The organism is Leptospira yanagawae serovar Saopaulo str. Sao Paulo = ATCC 700523 (genome assembly GCF_000332475.2).
GTDB classification, from domain to species: Bacteria; Spirochaetota; Leptospiria; order Leptospirales; family Leptospiraceae; genus Leptospira_A; species Leptospira_A yanagawae.
In genome coordinates, this window is record NZ_AOGX02000008.1 from 197,228 (window position 1) to 213,291 (window position 16,064).

Here is a 16,064-nt window from a genome sequence, read left to right on the forward strand (position 1 = left end):
ACTCATTTACAATGCTTATTTGTTGTTAAACAAACTGTTTTTTTCTATGTTTTAAATGGTCGGAGATTCGATCACGAAACATATACAAATTCAGATAAAATACTGGAACCATTATGAGTGTGATGAAGGTGGCAAAGGCGAGTCCCCAACCAAAGGCAAGAGCCATGGGTACAAGGAAAGGGTCTTTTCCTCCAATTCCGTATGCGGTAGGTAACAAACCAAGAACGGTTGTGACTGTTGTAAGCATAACAGCTCGCAAGCGGATACTTCCTGCTTCCATTAATAACTCAAATGTAGATTTAGAGGGATCTTCAATTCTAAGTTGGTTCGCACAATCCACAAGTACAATGGAGTCGTTTACGACCACCCCCGCAAGTCCAATGATCCCTAGGAAAGCCAAAAAGGAGAAAGGCTGACCATGTAACAAAAAGGCAAAGATCACTCCAATCACCCCAAACGGAATGGCACTCATCACAATGAGAGGTTGCGCCAAGGACCGGAAGAGTGATGCCAGGATCATATAAATGATCAGAAGTCCCACAAGGAATGCTCGCCCAAGGGAGGCCATCGATTCTTCTGTGTCTTTATTTTCCCCAGAGAAACGGACAGAATACCCTGGGTATTTGGCAATGATCCCTTCCGTGAGTTGTTTGGCTTCTAAATTGACTTGCCTTGATGTCGATATTGTTTCATCAATATTAGAGGTTACCGTAAGGAGTCGTTTGCCATCTAAATGGTTGATCGATGCTCTACCAGGATTACGATCGTAACTTGTAAGTCGTGAAACAGGGATTAGGTTACCTGTTAAGTTATTCACATACACTTTATTTAAGTGGGATAGTGAAGACCGATACTCTTCGGGAAAACGAACTCGTACATCCACTTCCTCATCTGCACGTTTGATTTTTGTGGAAACGGTTCCTTGTAAGGCAGTGTTAATTGCAAGGGAAACAGATTGAACACTTACTCCTGCAAAAGAAGCAAGAGATTCATCTACAGACACTCTGATTTCATCTTTCCCTTCATTAAAATCATCTCCTATGTCAGTAACACCTTTGATTTTGGCAAGGGCTGCTTTGTATTCGGCACCTATTTTGAGTAAGGTGGCAAAGTCATCCCCTTTGATTTCAATCGCAACAGGTTTTCCAACCGGAGGTCCACCAGCTAATTTTTCAAATTCTAAATTAACCAATTTCCCTTTGAGGGGCAGAAACTCCGAAGGAATTGCATCAATTTTGATTTTTTCTTCTTGTTTTTGGTCTACGTTTTCTTTTGCTAATTTCTCTTCGAGTAAGGCAAGGGATTTTTCATTGAGTAAATATTTTGAATTTTCACGAACCACTTCGATGATTTTTTCTGTAGAACGCTCCCTGTTATCATCTGGTGTGAGATACACCATAACTTGGGCATAGTTTTTTCCTCGTTTCGTAAAAGGATCGTTTGGATCTTTTTGGATGATACCCACTCGGGAAATGTAATTTTCCACTTCGCCTGCGGGAAGTTTTGCGATCGTGTGTTCTATAGCGCGAATGAACCTGTCCGTTTCTTCTAGTTTTAAACCCGTTTCCGCTGTGACACGGATTTGGAAGGTTTCGATGGCACCTGGAAAGAGTTTGAACTTTCCAAATTTAGCTTGGATGGCAAGCGAAAATACAAAGAGCCCGAGGAGGAGTCCCACCATTTTCCAACGGTTCGTCAGTGCAAATCGAAGAAGGGGTAGGTAGGTTTTCTCCTTAAATTTCACGAACCAATGGGACTCTTCTTTCACTTCTCCTTTCATATCAGTGGCCTTACTCACATCATATAAGTGAGAAGGTAACATAAAGAAAGCTTCAAATAATGAACTCAGAAGTGATAAAATAACAACGAGTGGAATGGAGTGGATGAACTTTCCAAAAATCCCAGTCATAAATAACATAGGACCAAAAGCAGCAATGGTTGTTGTCACAGTGGCCGTCACCGGTGCGAGTACTTCACTTGTCCCACGCATAGCTGCTTCAAATGGTTCTTCTCCCATTTCCAGGTGGCGGTAAACGTTTTCACAAATGATGATGGCATCATCTACTAAAATTCCAACAACAATGATAAGGCCCATCATTGAAATGAGGTTTAACGTTAGGCCCATATAATTCATGGCTACAAAGGTCATGGCAATGGAAATCGGAATCCCAAGGGCCGTCATGAGTGCCATACGCCATCCAAGGAATACAAAGAGGGATGCCATGACAAGGATGAGACCAGAGACTGCATTGGATGTGAGGACTCCAAGCCTTCTTCGAATGTATTTTGATAAATCGTTTACAAACGCATGTTTGACGGTGCCCTTCGTAGATTTAATAAAACTTTCAACTACTTTTTTGGATTCATCTACCACGGAGATCGCATCTGCTTTTTCTCGTTTGATAACAGTAAGTGCAATGGCGATGTTTCCATTGGATTTGTCCAAATAATCTGAATCTTCAAAACCTTCGGTCACACGTGCTACATCTCGTATGCGTACAGAACGTCCTGCATCATTTGTGCGAATGAATACATTCTCAATTTCTTCTGCAGTATCAAATTCACCCACGGTTCGAACAATGATTTCCCTTGTTTTTTCATTGATGTTTCCTCCTGGAAAATTGATATTCCGAAGGCGTAATGCATTGATTACCTGTGTTGAAGAAAGGGACATACTCCTGAGTTTGTCTGGATCTAAGTCCACTTTCATCTCTCGTTCGCGCCAACCTCGTTTGGTGATCCTTGCAACTGTTGGTAAGTCTTTTAATTTTTCTTCTAAAATTTTTGCTTGGTCTCGTAGTTCTTTTGCATTTAACTCTGGTTTTCCGTCTTTGAGATTGGATGTGAGGTGGATCTCAATGACAGGTTGTCTTGCCGTTGTGATCTCTGTAACGATCGGGTCTTCTGCATCGGTGGGAAGGTCCTGGATGCGGTCAATGGCAGACTTTAAATCATCAACGACTTTCTGTGTATTTTTGGTATTTGGATCGATCGTGATGATGATACCTGATCGGTTTTCAAGGGAAGCGGAACGAAACTCTTTGATCCCATCCACCTCTTTGATGGCGTCTTCGAGTGGTTTTGTGACAAGTTTTTCCACATCGGCAGGTGCTGCTCCAGGATAAATGGTTGTCACACTGACAATATCAAAATTGATATTGGGGAATGCTTCCCTATTCATGGTAGCGGCAGTGAACCCACCAACGAGTAAAATGAGAACCGTCAAAAGATTTACGAATAAACTTTTGGAAAGAAAATACTGAACGATGGATGAACCCATACAATCTCCTGCAAGTGACTAAACTTGCAAATTAAAACGAGAAAAATTTAATCTAACAATTTGCCTGCGGTATCAATGTCATCATTGAAACCAAACAACTTCGTACTTTTCAAACGATCTACATACAAAACGCCAAACAAATGGTCACATTCATGTTGTAATACGATGGCTCTATAACCTTCAATGATTTCGTCATGTTCTGTAAAGTTTTCATCACGCCATTTCATACGAATTTTGTTTGGCCTTTCCACATACCCACGCATACCTGGAACAGACAAACAACCTTCCCAAAACCCATCGGCCGGAGGGCTTAAAGGAGTGATCTCTGGATTGATGATGATTTGGTTTGGAACTTCGGGGGTACCTGGGTAACGTTCGTTGTCATCCTCTTGTCCCACGACCACTAATTTTTTCAAAACACCAATTTGTGGGGCGGCAAGACCCACACCGTCGGCATGGCGCATGGTTTCGAACATATCTCGAATCAATTTTTTGAAATCTTTGGTTTGGATTTCGGATTCGGTGACATCTTCGCTCGTCTGACGAAGGAGAGGATTGCCAATTTTCAGAATTTTACGTACAGCCATAATCTAATATGGAATAGATTGAAAAAGGTCACTGAATGATCAAGTGAACTCCTAACCAAATGAAAAAGAATTTGACAGTATGGGCTGAAAACGCTGAAATCTCGGGAGGGATTTTGGAGACGAGGGGAATCGAACCCCCGACCTTTTGAATGCCATTCAAACGCTCTCCCAACTGAGCTACGTCCCCTTGTGCTAATCCAAGGTGAGAGAAGACGTTTGTCTGTCAACAGAATCCCAAAATGGCTAAGGAACCAAGAACTTTATGGGACAAGATACGGTAGAAGAACTCACTAAAAAATTGAAAATCCAATCGGATATCATCAAAGGGTATGAAAAAGTTCTTAGGCTCAATGAACAAGAATTAGCAAACGCAGACGAAATCATTCGCATGTATGAACAGATCATCGATTACTCACGTGTAGAACTTAGGGAAGCAAAAGAAACTGTCGAAGCGAGCACTATGGTTTCCAATTTGAGCCGTGACGAACTTATGTCAGCCTTTGATAAAATCAAATCCCTAGAAGATGCCAATCGTAAACTAAGAGAAGAATCTTTAAAGTTTAGCAAAGATTAAACCATTGAAACCAAATTCCCTTCCGCCAATTATCTTAAAAAACAAAGATGGCGGATTTTATCTTTCCTCCTCATCCGAACTTGACGATGTATACCATTTTATCCTAGGGCAGGCAAAACGATTTGTATCAGCAAAATCAGCTGCCATCTATGTTAGAAATGAAAGAGGGAATTTAAGCAGGATTGGGCTCATCCAAGATAAAATCAATGCGGGTAAAATCGCAAAACATGTTTTTAAATCCAAAAAAAGTATCCTCGTTAAAAAAGGAACTCATTTGGGTGCAAATGACGCTCCTGTTTCGGAATCCTATATTGCCTGTTATTTGGGGGATGAAATTGGAGACATGTCACTCGGTGTACTCGTTCTTGAAGGCATCAAACATTTTCAAAATTTTTCCGAACAAGATTTAGATTTAATCAATTATTTTAGTGCGAATTTAAATGCACTGTTTAAGGACACTGTGTTTTCTGAAGAGGAACCACAATTTTTTAATTCCTTAACCACTTCTGTTTTACTTCTGATTGATAATGCCAATATCCACAATAATAACAATAGGCTGCAATACTTCTTAGAAGAAATCATCCGTGTTGCAGTCCTCATCAATACCAGTGTGGATTTGGAACATGTTCTTGTGATGGTAATGGAGTCGGCAAAGTCTGTATTTCGTACAGAGGCAAGTTCACTGCTCCTTTTAGATGATAAAAAAGAATTTTTAGTCTTTCATACTGTGACTGGTGAAAAAAGGGAAGAGGTTTCCAAAATCAAGGTTCCTGTGGGACAAGGGATTGCGGGGACTGTGGCAGTCACAAAACAGCCGATGATCATCAATGATGCACAAAATGATGATAGGGTGTTTCGGGACGTAGACAAGGCTTCCAATTTCATCACTCGAAATATTTTGGCAAGTCCTCTGATCGTGGGAGACGAAGTGATTGGTGTGATTGAAGCCATCAATACCATCGATCGTAATAATTTTAGCCAAGATGATATAGATACCTTCCTATCTTTTTCGAGTGCATGTGCTGTTGCCATTCAAAAAACAAGGTTACTTGAAAACTTAAATATCACCAACCTCGAACTCAAACAAAAGTTAAGTACTCTTGAATCGATTTTTGATTTAGGGCAGGCGGTACTGGAATCCCATGACGAATTGGGTTTGATGTCAAAAACTCTAAGTATCCTCACCAAAGAGTTGTCATGCGAAGATGCGGGAATGGTGATCATCGAGGAAAAAAACAAAAACAGAATCCAAGTGTATGCAAGGCAACTTGGGATTGTGAGAGAATCATTTTTTCCGATGTTTGAAAGCCGTTTGTTTTTAAGCCTGATGGAATCGGGGAATCCTAGAATGGCTGTGGTCACACCGCAACTCGAAGAATCGTTTTTAGAATTGGAATTTTATACCCTAAAGAAAAATTTCCTGATTTTACCAATTGCTCCTCGGGGTGGTAATTTGCGAGCAGCACTTTATGTAAGTGGAAAACATTCAGCCCATTCGTTTAATGAAACTGACCTTAGAATGTTAAAAACTTTATCATCACCACTGGCAAAGGCATACGAAAACTTAAAACTCAACCAAGAAATCATCACGAAAAAATCGATTGAAAAAGAAATCGAAATCACAAGAAAAATCCAAAACAATATTTTACCGAATGCTCTCATGCAATCACCACTTTTTGATTTGGGAGTGATGTCAGTTGCCGCCAAAGAAGTGTCAGGTGATTTTTACGATTTTCATGCGTTTGGTGATGAACAGTTTTCCTTTCTTGTTGCAGATGTGTCGGGGAAAAGTTTGCCTGCAGCGATTTTTATGGCGATGTCGAGTTCGATCATTCGGACTTTGTCCAGAACGACCGACCTTCCTCCTTCCGAACTCCTATTTCGAGCAAACCAATTGATCTATGAAGATAGCCAGTCAGGTATGTTTGTGACATTGTTTCTTGTCAATTACCAAAGAAAAACGCGCACTTTAAAATTTGCTTCAGCAGGTCACAATGACCAAATTTGGATCCGAAGTGATGGAAGTTTTGAACTCTTAAAAGGCAAAGGAGCACCCCTTGGTGTTGTCCCTCATACCAATTACCAAGGTGGAGAAATCCAATTAGAACCTGGGGACATTTTGGTTTTTTATACCGATGGTGCCATTGAAGAAAAAAGTCCCGATGGGGAAGAGTATGGGCTCGACAGGTTTATTGATTTTATCATCCAAAGAAGGAATGAGCCATCACAAAAAATCGTAGAATCTGTATATGACGACATTCGGTCCTTTTCCCGTTCAGAAGAACAATATGATGATTTTACGGTAATGGTATTAAAGTTTGCAGAGGTGACAAGTTTTGAAATGGTAAAAACCTTTGATGCACATCCAAATGAAATTCCCAAACTCCGTGATTTTATTTCAGAACATTTAGAATCAAAAATCACAAAACCTTTTGCCTTTGATGACATCTTAATATCTTTGGATGAAGCAGCCACGAATATTGTGATGCACAGTTATAAAGATACTGAACTTCAAAACCCTAAGTTTGAATGTAAATTTGAACTGATGGGTGATAAGTTAAAAATTGTTCTCGTAGATGAAGGAAAACCCTTTGACAGAAAAAAAGTTCCAAAACCTTCCGTGGAAGCCAATTTGAAAGGCGAACGAAAGGGAGGATTTGGCGTTTATCTCATGGAAACCCTTATGGACAAAGTTTCATATGAGTACAATGGGAAACAAAACATAACCTATTTGGAGAAAACAATCGTATGAACGAAGATAAAATTGGAATTCGGTCTGAAGAATTGGGAAATAAGATGGTTGTGCATGTCCAAGGCAATTTGGACGTTCACAACACACATAAAATTGAAAAGGATTTGCTAAACCTTGTGAGTTCTTCCGGCAAATCCGTGATTTTTAATTTGAGTGAAGTGCCATTTATTTCTTCCGCGGGACTTCGCCTTCTTGTCACAACACTTAGGCATTGCCAAGAGCAGAAAATTAGCATTTCTATTTGTGGATTGCAACCTGCTGTCGAAAAAGTTTTCGATATCATCGGGATGCAGCAGTTATTCACAATTTATCCTGATTTAGATGCAGCTTTAAAGTAAAAATCACTTTTCTAAGTGATCCTAAACAAAACATTGGAAAAAAACTTATGGAAACCATGCAGTATTCCCTAAACAACCCGTTCAAAGAATCCAAGGCTCCGGAGACCCAAACCGGCATTTATGATGATGCTCTCAAACTCGGTAAAGAATTAATCGAAAAACCGTTTCTTGGTGGTGGTGAAGATCGGATCCGTGTCCAACATTCCAAAAACAGGATGACTGTTTGGGAAAGGATCAAAGTCCTCACGGACGAAGAACCAAATATCACCTACCAAAACTGGGGTCCCAATTTAGATGGTGCCTCCATTGTCACAGGAATTTTAAATATCAAAGGTCGCGATGTTGCCGTCTATGGGCATGATTTCACACTCCGTGCGGGTTCCATGGATGCAACAAACGGTAGCAAACTAGCCCGCCTCATCCAAATGGCAGGAACGCATGGAATCCCTCTCATCGGGATGAATGATTCTGCAGGAGCCTATGTACCAGCTGGTGTGGGTGGACTTGACGGATACTCGGAAGCGTTCACAGCACTCCGTAAAATCAGCGGGGTTGTTCCCTCTGTGATGCTCATGTTTGGGTTTAACGCAGGTGGAGGGGCATACCTCCCTCGCCAAGGGTCATTTATGATCCAATGTGACGGAACCTTTTTTGGACTCACGGGACCTGGTGTTGTGAAGTCAGTCCTTGGGGAAGATATCTCTGCCGAAGATTTAGGGGGACCAAAAGTCCACGGCCAATCGGGAGTTGTCGACCTTGTGACAAATGATGAGTTAGGATCTCTCAGGACTGCGATTCGATTGTTATCCTACCTTCCAGACAATAACCATAGTTTTGCGCCTTTTTACCCAACATCTGACCCAGTTGACAGATTCATTTACGAAGAAGATATCCTTTTCCGTAAAACGTTTAATTCCCCAACGGGAATGAACACTCCCTTCGACATCACTCTCTATTTACAACAAATCTGTGACCATGGTGAGTTTTTTGAACTCCAACCACAGAGAGCACGTAATATTGTAACAGCTTTTGGAAGGATTGGTGGCCATGTTGTTGGATTCCTTGCCAATAACTCAGCCGTATCTTCTGGTCAAATTGACATTGGAGCCTCTCGTAAGGGAACTCGTTTTGTAAGATTCTGTAACCTCTACAATATCCCAATGGTATTTGTAGAAGACACCACTGGATTTTTACCAGGCCGAGACCAGGAACATAATGGAATTGTCCTTGAAGGAAGAAAACTCCTCGATTCCATCATTGACCTTCGTACGCCAAGGCTCACACTCATCATCCGTAATGCGTTTGGTGGTGCTTATGCAACCTTTAACTCGTATTTTACGGGAGCATCCATGGTATTTGCTCTTCCAACAGCAAGGATTGCCGTGATGGGTCCTGCTGGAAAAGAGTATGTTTATAAAGATGAAATTACAGGCGTTCAAAAAGAATTTTTGGCAAATGTCAAAAAAGGTATGAGTGAAAAAGAAGCAGCCGCAACTCGTGATGCAAAACTCTTTGAAATTGGCCAACGGTATGAAAAAGAACTGATGAATCCAAAAGAAGCCTTATCTCTTGGTTCTGTTTCCTCCATCATTTTACCTGGTTACACTCGTAATGTCCTATCCAAAAACTTGAGTTTTCTCATGTCCAAATACAAACCGGCTGAAATGTCCGGACCTCAAAGGGAGTTTGAATAATTTCCATGTTAGATAAGAATTTAAAACGCATTCAGTTCCAAGAATCAGAATCCGCATGGATTCGTTCCTTCACTGTGGAATCGATCAAATGCCTCATTGTTTGCCGTGGTCCAGTTCGTAAGGAAACCATGGATGTCTTTGATGCCATTGGTGTAAAAGAATACGGAATATTACTTTCTGAAAAAGATTCCATTGTGTACCCAAAGGCACTGGCACCAGAACTTCGTAACTTCCGTTTCCCTGAAAACATCCACCGAGTTCCTGATTATATGGGTGCCGGGAAAGAAGAAAAAGAACAACGCATCCACCAAATCATTGGGATCGCAAAAGACAATGGCTACACTCATATCTTTGCAGGATACGGGTTTATGGCAGAAGATGCCGAATTCATTGAAGCCATCGAAAAAGCTGGGATCATCTTTATGGGACCAAGTTCACATGTCGCAAAAGGAGCAGGGGCAAAGGACGAAGCCAAAAAACTAGCTCGTAGTCTCAATGTATCTGTGACTCCTGGTGTGGACAACATCACGGCCCTTGCCTTACTTCGTAAAACGGGTAATTCCAAAGACGGACTTCTAAAGGTAGCAAAAGAAAATCAGTTAAACTTCCAATTTGATGAGAAAAAATCATTGGAAGACAATGCCGAGATCTTACTGCAACTTTCTTACGAAAAAACCATCGACATCACATCCATCCCTGACCTCCAAAAAGAATCAGAAATCCTTTGTGAAGACATTTGGAAGAAGTATCCTGGCAAACGCATTCGATTTAAATACATCGGTGGTGGTGGTGGAAAAGGCCAACGTGTGATCTCTTCCAAAGGAGAAATTGAATCTGCGGTAATGGAAATTTTGGCAGAGTCAAAAGTAACCGCTGTGGGTTCTAACAGAAACTTTCTCATCGAACTCAATATTGAAAACACTCGCCATAATGAAATCCAAATGATTGGAAACGGGGAGTGGTCTTTATCACTTGGTGGTCGTGATTGTTCGTTACAAATGCACGAACAAAAATTGTTAGAGATTTCGCAAACTGTAGAACTCTTACAAAAAGAAGCTGACCTCGTTCGTTCTTCCAATCCTAAAAAAGCGGCCATCCTCGACAAAGATGTTCAAACCTTAAAGGATATGGAACACCAAGCAGAAGTGTTTGGAAAGGCAATTCGCCTCAATTCAGTTTCCACCTTCGAATGTATCGTAGAAGGGAATAGTTTCTTCTTTATGGAAGTGAACACTCGGATCCAGGTAGAACACCGTGTGACCGAGATGGTTTACAAAATGAAGTTCACCAATCCTAACGATCCAAATGACTTCTTTTACATTGATTCCCTAGTGGAAGCAATGGCAGTACTTTCCATCCATGGGCCAAGAGTTCCAAAACCAGAACGAATTGTACGCAATGTATCTGGTGCGGAAGTAAGGATCAATGCAACAAACCGTGCCCTCCAACCACATGCAGGTGGGATCATCCAAAACTGGTCGAACCCTCTCCCAGAGGAAATCCGAGATGACCAAGGGATTTGTACAAGAAACCCAGATACGGGAGCTTTTGTTCATTATAACCTCGCGGGGGCCTATGATTCCAATGTGGCTCTCATCGTTTCCTATGGCAATAGCCGAACGGAAAACTTGGAAATTTTAGGGAACATCCTTCGCAAAACAGAGCTTAGGGGGCAAAACCTAGAAACCAACTTACTTGTCCACTATGGTCTCATCCAATGGATTTTGGGTAAGGACGCAATGTTCAAACCATCCACTGCCTTTATGATTTCCTATTTGGCTGGGATTGGAGCCTTACAATCCGTCATCAATGATTTGGATTTGGAATACCTCTGGTCAGAGAAAACCAAAGCAGCTGATGCCGACCTGAAAAAAATCCTGAGTAAAAAAATGACATTGGTGGTAAGACCAATGGAACGTTTGCTTGCGAACCCACATTTACTTGGTGGTTTTCTTGGATATTTTGATGGAAAACTTTGGACTCGCAGCGGAAACAATGTGGTTTTCAACGAAAACCCAATCCAATTTTTAGATTCCTTGTACTATTATTTAAATTTAGATACAACGGAACAAAAAGCAAGTTCTGAAAAGATTTGGGACCATGATGAGAAATTACTCATCGAAGCCAAAGAATTTTATGCAGAGTTTTCCAAACGAACTGGTTTGAAGGATTGGAAAGAAATTTCCGAAACGATCGCAAAAGGAAAAAATCCTTCCAAAGAAATCTCCGATGAACTTTGGGAAAAGGTGAAAGCGAGTCATAACGGATTCCAAGCAGGACTAGAAACCTTACTGTTACTTCCGAAAATTGGTATCAAGTCCAACTTTTTTGGTTTGGATGTCAATGCGGATTTGGATGGCGTTGTCCCTGATGAATTCAAAAACAAAGACACAAGGGATGCGTTTATCAAAACTCTGAACCCACCACCGAAGATGTCAGGTGATGAAATTGTGGCTCCAATGGGTGGTATGTTCTACTCGAAAGAAGCTCCAAACCTTCCACCACTTGTGAATGAAGGGGACCACTTCCAAGCAGGACAACCACTCTTTATCATTGAAGTCATGAAGATGTTTAACAAAATCCTTGCTCCCGTGAGTGGAACTGTGGTGAAAAATTTGATGGTAGATTCTGATGGAAAGATTGTAACAAAAGCACAACCTATATTCAAAATCAAACCTGATGAAATTTTAAAGGAAGAATCTCCAGAAGACATTCGTGCAAGAAAAGTGAAGGTGACAAAAGAATTGGGACTCGGTTAATCAACCGTAACCAATAATCTTCTTATAAATTTCACTGAGAGGGAGGATGTGGTCAACACATCCTCTTTTGATTGCTTCTCTCGGCATTCCAAACACAACAGAAGTTTCTTCGTTTTGGGCAATGGTTTCGGCTCCAGCCTCTTTCATTTCCTGTAAGCCAGCTGCTCCATCATCTCCCATTCCTGTCATGATGATGCCTCTTGCATTTTTCCCAGCTTGTTTGGCAACCGATCGAAATAAGACATCCACCGAAGGTTTGTGACGGTTGACAAGGGGTCCATCCGTTACTTCAACAAAATACTGCGCCCCCGATCGTTTGAGAGTCATATGTTTGTTCCCAGGTGCGATCAAAGCAAGTCCTCGCACCACTCGGTCGCCATTGTTTGCTTCTTTGACTCGAATCTCACAAATGGAATCCAATCGTTTGGCGAAAGCTTCTGTAAATTTTTCGGGCATATGTTGGACGATGACGATTCCTGGAGTGTTTTCTTTTGGAAGTTTGGTTAACACGTGTTCCAAGGCGATCGTGCCACCAGTTGAGGTTCCAATGGCAATGATTTTCTCAGTTGCTTGTAAAGAAGAGAGTTCTTGTTTTTTATCAACTTGGACTTTAGATTCAGTAATTTTAGAAGGATTCGATAGGTGTTTGATGCTTGCGGATGCAGCGGCGATGACAGCATCAGTGAGAGCAATTGTGCTTTCATTTAAAAAATCTTTTAAACCTATTTTTGGTTTTGTGATGATATCACAGGCACCTAGGTTCATGGCAAGAATGGCAGTTTCCGATCCTTCTGTTGTCAGCGTTGAACAGATCACAACAGGTGTTGGTCTCTCCGTCATAATTTTTTTTAAAAATGAAAGACCATCCATCCTTGGCATTTCAATATCAAGAACGATCACATCGGGCCAAAGATTATTCATTTTGTCCATTGCAAAGATGGGGTCTGAGGCACTTCCTAAGAATTGAAAATGAGAATCTTGTTTGAATATTTCGGTTAACACTTGTCTTACAACAGCAGAATCATCAATGACAAAAACTTTGATTTTATTCATGATTTATTTTTTCTCTACCCAAACTTCGCCGTCCCAAATGGAAAAATAAATTTTTCTAGATTGATTTCCACCTATGTCTTCGGAAATGATTTTGATTTTATGTTCCGATAAAACTTTTTTTGCAAATTCAGCATTTCGTGTGCCGATGAGACTTGTTGCATTATTTCTTAGAATTTCTCTTTCTTCATTTAAAAACATATTGGAACCACCAAATATTTTTGCGAGGTAATCTTCTGGTTTTGTATGTGCTTTTTTGATTTCGTTAATGAAGTATTGGAATGCTTCCTCTCCATATTTATATGTTTTTTCTAATTTTATATCAGAGGGATAGGGGAGTAAGTAATGGCACATCCCTCCGAAGTGGTATTTCGGATGCCATAAAACAATGGATACACAAGACCCAAGAAGTGTTCTCACTCGGTGGTGGTGGTCTCCAAAGAAGATTTCACCAGGTTTGAGATAGGAATCTATCACTTCATTGGGAGGTTCCATATCACTCACTTATCTGAGATGAAGTTTCTTGTAAGTTTTGGATTTCACTTAGATCCAAGATTTGATTGATTTTTAATATGATAACAAATTGGTTTTCTAACTTTCCAATGCCTTGGATAAAATCCAAACGAATTTTTGAACCAAAACTTGGTGCTTCTTCAATTTGAGTTTCAGGAATATCAACAACTTCATTAACGGAATCAACGAGTAAACCCACATCGATATTTTCCTTTTCCAATTTGATTTCCGTAATGATGATACATGTTTTTCGATTTGTTTCTGTTTTCTTTTTGTAAAACCTTGTATTTAAATCGATCACAGGCACAACATTGCCACGTAAATTGATGACACCAGGAATGTATTCAGGCATCATCGGAACATGGGTTACTGATTCATACTCAATGATTTCTTTGATGTATAAAATTCCGAGTCCAAATAATTCATTGGAGAGTAGGAAGGTTAAGTATTGGATCTCTTGCATCACTTATACCCTCAATACTTTTGGAACTTTCCATGATCATCGAATTCTTCACCTTTTTTTGTTGCGGTTTCCTTTTTAGGAGACGGGCTTTTGGGTGTTTGGTGTTTTAGGGACTTTATTTCTGGATTCTGCGTTACACTCGCCAATTTTCCAAGTTTGAAAAAACTGATCGATGAAAGTAAACGTTCCGCTTGTGCTTGTAATTCTTCAGCGATAGCCGCTAGTTCTTCCGAGGCACTTGCCGATTGTTGGGATACTTGGTCAAGTTGTCCCATGGCTTTGTTCACCTCATTCACTCCAGAAGATTGTTCTTGGCTTGCTGCTGTGATCTCTTGGACAAGGTCCGCGGTTTTATTGATCGCAGGGACAATTTCCTCAATGAGTTTTCCTGCTGATTCTGCAATCTGAACGGAACTTCCAGCAAGGGTTCCAATTTCGTTTGCCGATTTTTGTGACCTTTCTGCAAGTTTTCTCACTTCTGAGGCAACGACGGCAAAACCTTTTCCATGTTCACCAGCTCGAGCTGCTTCTATTGCTGCATTTAATGCGAGTAAGTTGGTTTGGTAGGCTATGTCTTCAATGATAGAAATTTTATCTGCGATTTCTTTCATCGCTTTGACAGTGTTTTTGACAGCCTCTCCACCTTGTTTTGCATCTTTTGCAGACTTTGTGGCGATGGTATCGGTTTGTTTTGCATTCTCAGCATTTTGGTCAATGGATGCACCCATTTCTTCCAAGGAAGCTGATGTTTCTTCAACGGAAGCTGCCTGTTCGCTTGCCCCTTGTGAAGGGTACTGGCAGTTGATGCAACTTCATCGGAAGCATTCACAAGCGCATCAGTGTTGGTTCTCACTTCATTGATGATTTCCACTAATTTTTTGGAAGTATTATTAAAGGAATTGACCTGCCCCCATTTTCAGTACCAATGGATAAGTTAGTTTTCTCTAAACATTTCAACCATAAGATCGCTTAAACTCTGAAGGAGTCAAGTAATTCAATGAAGAGTGAAGACGCTCGTCGTTGTATTCCTTTTGGAAAATTCGCAAAGCATCGGTTAACTCTCTTTGATTTTTAAAGTAGTGTAGATTCAAACACTCATCTCTAAGTTTACCATTGAAACTTTCTATAAATGCATTTTGTGTTGGTTTTCCTTTTTCAATAAAGTGAATTTCTATCCCCTTATCTTCTGCCCATTTCTGGAAGTCTTTGGATGTAAATTCTGTTCCATTATCCAAAACAAATGCTCTTGGAAGTCTTTCGAGGGTGTTTAAATATCTGATCAACTTTTCTGACGAAAAAGTAAACTCTGCCTGAAGTATGGTATTCTCTCTTGTTAAATGATCAATACCTGTTAAAATTCTTTGCTTTCTTCCATCAATCGTCCGTTCGAAAACAAAGTCCATTGACCAAACTTCGTTTGAATTCTTAGGCAATGGTAGTTGCTGTGATGATGCATTTCTTTTCTTTCGCTTCGGTTTTGTCCTTATTTTAAGCCCTTCTAAGCAATATAGTCGATATACTTTCTTATGATTGATTGTCCTACCCGACCTTCTTAACCTTCGGTAAATTCGTCGATAGCCTTCCCGTTTCCATCGAAAAGCAAGTCTTCGAATTTCGTTCATTGTCTCTTCATCAATAGCTTTCGGCTGATAATAATAACTTGATTTAGGAAGAAGAACAACATCTAGGCTTCTGTTTAGAGAAAGTCCCTCTTCAACTAGCAGATCAACTGCTCTCTCCTTCGTTGATCTGCTCAAAACTTTTTTCCCAAAACATTCTTAATTGCTTGGATTTCGAGAGCCATGTCAGCTACCAATCTTTTGAGATTTGAATTTTCCTGCTCGAGTGCCTTCATCTTCTTGATTTCGCTAAGCTCCATTCCTCCATACTTGTTACGCCAGCGATAAAATGTTTGTTCAGTGATTCCGTATTTTCGTGAAAGTTCCTTGATTGGAATACCTGTTTCTGCTTCCTTTAATATCCGAAAAATCTCGCTTTCTTCTATCTTCTTTCTTGCCATAATGCTCTCTCCTTAATATCGGAGAAAACTAACT

At 40.5% G+C, this 16,064-nt stretch carries 12 protein-coding genes, 1 tRNA gene and 1 pseudogene; 5 read left to right on the forward strand and 9 right to left on the reverse strand.

Translation table 11 applies throughout. From position 1 onward, the window contains the following. Nucleotides 1-25: 25 nt before the first annotated feature. From LEP1GSC202_RS01445 to LEP1GSC202_RS01455, 3 genes are all read right to left on the reverse strand, one after another. Complete coding sequence (locus LEP1GSC202_RS01445) at nt 26-3,280, reverse strand: efflux RND transporter permease subunit (RefSeq protein WP_015675746.1); 3,255 nt, start codon at nt 3,278-3,280, stop codon at nt 26-28. A 47-nt stretch (nt 3,281-3,327) separates the two neighbouring features. Next, entirely contained in the window at nt 3,328-3,867 is a 540-nt protein-coding gene (gene def, locus LEP1GSC202_RS01450; protein WP_015675817.1) for a peptide deformylase, read from the reverse strand. A 114-nt stretch (nt 3,868-3,981) separates the two neighbouring features. After that, nucleotides 3,982-4,054, reverse strand: a tRNA-Ala gene (locus tag LEP1GSC202_RS01455). Between the two features lie 75 nt (nt 4,055-4,129). On the opposite strand from LEP1GSC202_RS01455, the gene LEP1GSC202_RS01460 reads away from it, so the two are divergent. The 5 genes from LEP1GSC202_RS01460 to LEP1GSC202_RS01480 are packed head-to-tail and all read left to right on the forward strand — an operon-like array spanning nt 4,130 to nt 11,984. Then, nucleotides 4,130-4,441, forward strand: a complete 312-nt coding sequence (locus LEP1GSC202_RS01460; RefSeq protein ID WP_015675835.1) for a hypothetical protein — start codon at nt 4,130-4,132, stop codon at nt 4,439-4,441. Between the two features lie 4 nt (nt 4,442-4,445). Then, nucleotides 4,446-7,193, forward strand: a complete 2,748-nt coding sequence (locus LEP1GSC202_RS01465; protein ID WP_015675843.1) for a SpoIIE family protein phosphatase — start codon at nt 4,446-4,448, stop codon at nt 7,191-7,193. Further along, nucleotides 7,190-7,531 (forward strand): STAS domain-containing protein, encoded by a 342-nt coding sequence (locus LEP1GSC202_RS01470; RefSeq protein WP_015675860.1) that lies wholly within the window; start codon nt 7,190-7,192, stop codon nt 7,529-7,531. Before LEP1GSC202_RS01465 ends, LEP1GSC202_RS01470 begins: the two co-directional genes overlap by 4 nt. Before the next feature lie 47 nt (nt 7,532-7,578). Continuing rightward, nucleotides 7,579-9,225, forward strand: coding sequence for an acyl-CoA carboxylase subunit beta (locus tag LEP1GSC202_RS01475; RefSeq protein ID WP_015675912.1), 1,647 nt, complete (start codon nt 7,579-7,581; stop codon nt 9,223-9,225). A gap of 5 nt (nt 9,226-9,230) precedes the next feature. Continuing rightward, complete coding sequence (locus tag LEP1GSC202_RS01480; protein WP_015675870.1) at nt 9,231-11,984, forward strand: ATP-binding protein; 2,754 nt, start codon at nt 9,231-9,233, stop codon at nt 11,982-11,984. Here LEP1GSC202_RS01480 and LEP1GSC202_RS01485 read toward each other — a convergent pair whose 3' ends face one another. From LEP1GSC202_RS01485 to LEP1GSC202_RS01510, 6 genes and pseudogenes are all read right to left on the reverse strand, one after another. Beyond that, on the reverse strand, nt 11,985-13,037 hold the full coding sequence (locus LEP1GSC202_RS01485; RefSeq protein ID WP_015675819.1) for a protein-glutamate methylesterase/protein-glutamine glutaminase: 1,053 nt from the start codon (nt 13,035-13,037) through the stop codon (nt 11,985-11,987). Nucleotides 13,038-13,040: 3 nt separating this feature from the next. Continuing rightward, the gene (locus LEP1GSC202_RS01490; RefSeq protein ID WP_015675853.1) at nt 13,041-13,529 is read right to left on the reverse strand and encodes a chemotaxis protein CheD; all 489 of its coding nucleotides are present in this window, start codon (nt 13,527-13,529) and stop codon (nt 13,041-13,043) included. Nucleotide 13,530: 1 nt separating this feature from the next. Next, entirely contained in the window at nt 13,531-14,010 is a 480-nt protein-coding gene (locus LEP1GSC202_RS01495; RefSeq protein ID WP_015675925.1) for a chemotaxis protein CheW, read from the reverse strand. An 11-nt stretch (nt 14,011-14,021) separates the two neighbouring features. After that, nucleotides 14,022-14,896, reverse strand: a pseudogene (locus LEP1GSC202_RS01500) (methyl-accepting chemotaxis protein); the annotation flags it as partial. Between the two features lie 67 nt (nt 14,897-14,963). Continuing rightward, nucleotides 14,964-15,767: an IS3 family transposase gene (locus LEP1GSC202_RS01505; RefSeq protein WP_015675630.1), complete on the reverse strand. Its 804-nt coding sequence runs from the start codon at nt 15,765-15,767 to the stop codon at nt 14,964-14,966. Then, nucleotides 15,764-16,030, reverse strand: a complete 267-nt coding sequence (locus LEP1GSC202_RS01510; protein WP_015675631.1) for a transposase — start codon at nt 16,028-16,030, stop codon at nt 15,764-15,766. Before LEP1GSC202_RS01510 ends, LEP1GSC202_RS01505 begins: the two co-directional genes overlap by 4 nt. Nucleotides 16,031-16,064: the final 34 nt, after the last annotated feature.

What these genes read in the sequence shown, in the direction of transcription:
- LEP1GSC202_RS01460 (WP_015675835.1), top strand. Translation starts at nt 4,130, where the DNA reads ATGGGACAAGATACGGTAGAAGAACTCACTAAAAAATTGAAAATCCAA.
- LEP1GSC202_RS01475 (WP_015675912.1), top strand. Translation starts at nt 7,579, where the DNA reads ATGGAAACCATGCAGTATTCCCTAAACAACCCGTTCAAAGAATCCAAG.
- LEP1GSC202_RS01485 (WP_015675819.1), bottom strand. Translation starts at nt 13,037, where the DNA reads ATGAATAAAATCAAAGTTTTTGTCATTGATGATTCTGCTGTTGTAAGA.
- def (WP_015675817.1), bottom strand. Translation starts at nt 3,867, where the DNA reads ATGGCTGTACGTAAAATTCTGAAAATTGGCAATCCTCTCCTTCGTCAG.
- LEP1GSC202_RS01490 (WP_015675853.1), bottom strand. Translation starts at nt 13,529, where the DNA reads ATGGAACCTCCCAATGAAGTGATAGATTCCTATCTCAAACCTGGTGAA.
- LEP1GSC202_RS01510 (WP_015675631.1), bottom strand. Translation starts at nt 16,030, where the DNA reads ATGGCAAGAAAGAAGATAGAAGAAAGCGAGATTTTTCGGATATTAAAG.
- LEP1GSC202_RS01470 (WP_015675860.1), top strand. Translation starts at nt 7,190, where the DNA reads ATGAACGAAGATAAAATTGGAATTCGGTCTGAAGAATTGGGAAATAAG.
- LEP1GSC202_RS01445 (WP_015675746.1), bottom strand. Translation starts at nt 3,280, where the DNA reads ATGGGTTCATCCATCGTTCAGTATTTTCTTTCCAAAAGTTTATTCGTA.
- LEP1GSC202_RS01495 (WP_015675925.1), bottom strand. Translation starts at nt 14,010, where the DNA reads ATGCAAGAGATCCAATACTTAACCTTCCTACTCTCCAATGAATTATTT.
- LEP1GSC202_RS01480 (WP_015675870.1), top strand. Translation starts at nt 9,231, where the DNA reads ATGTTAGATAAGAATTTAAAACGCATTCAGTTCCAAGAATCAGAATCC.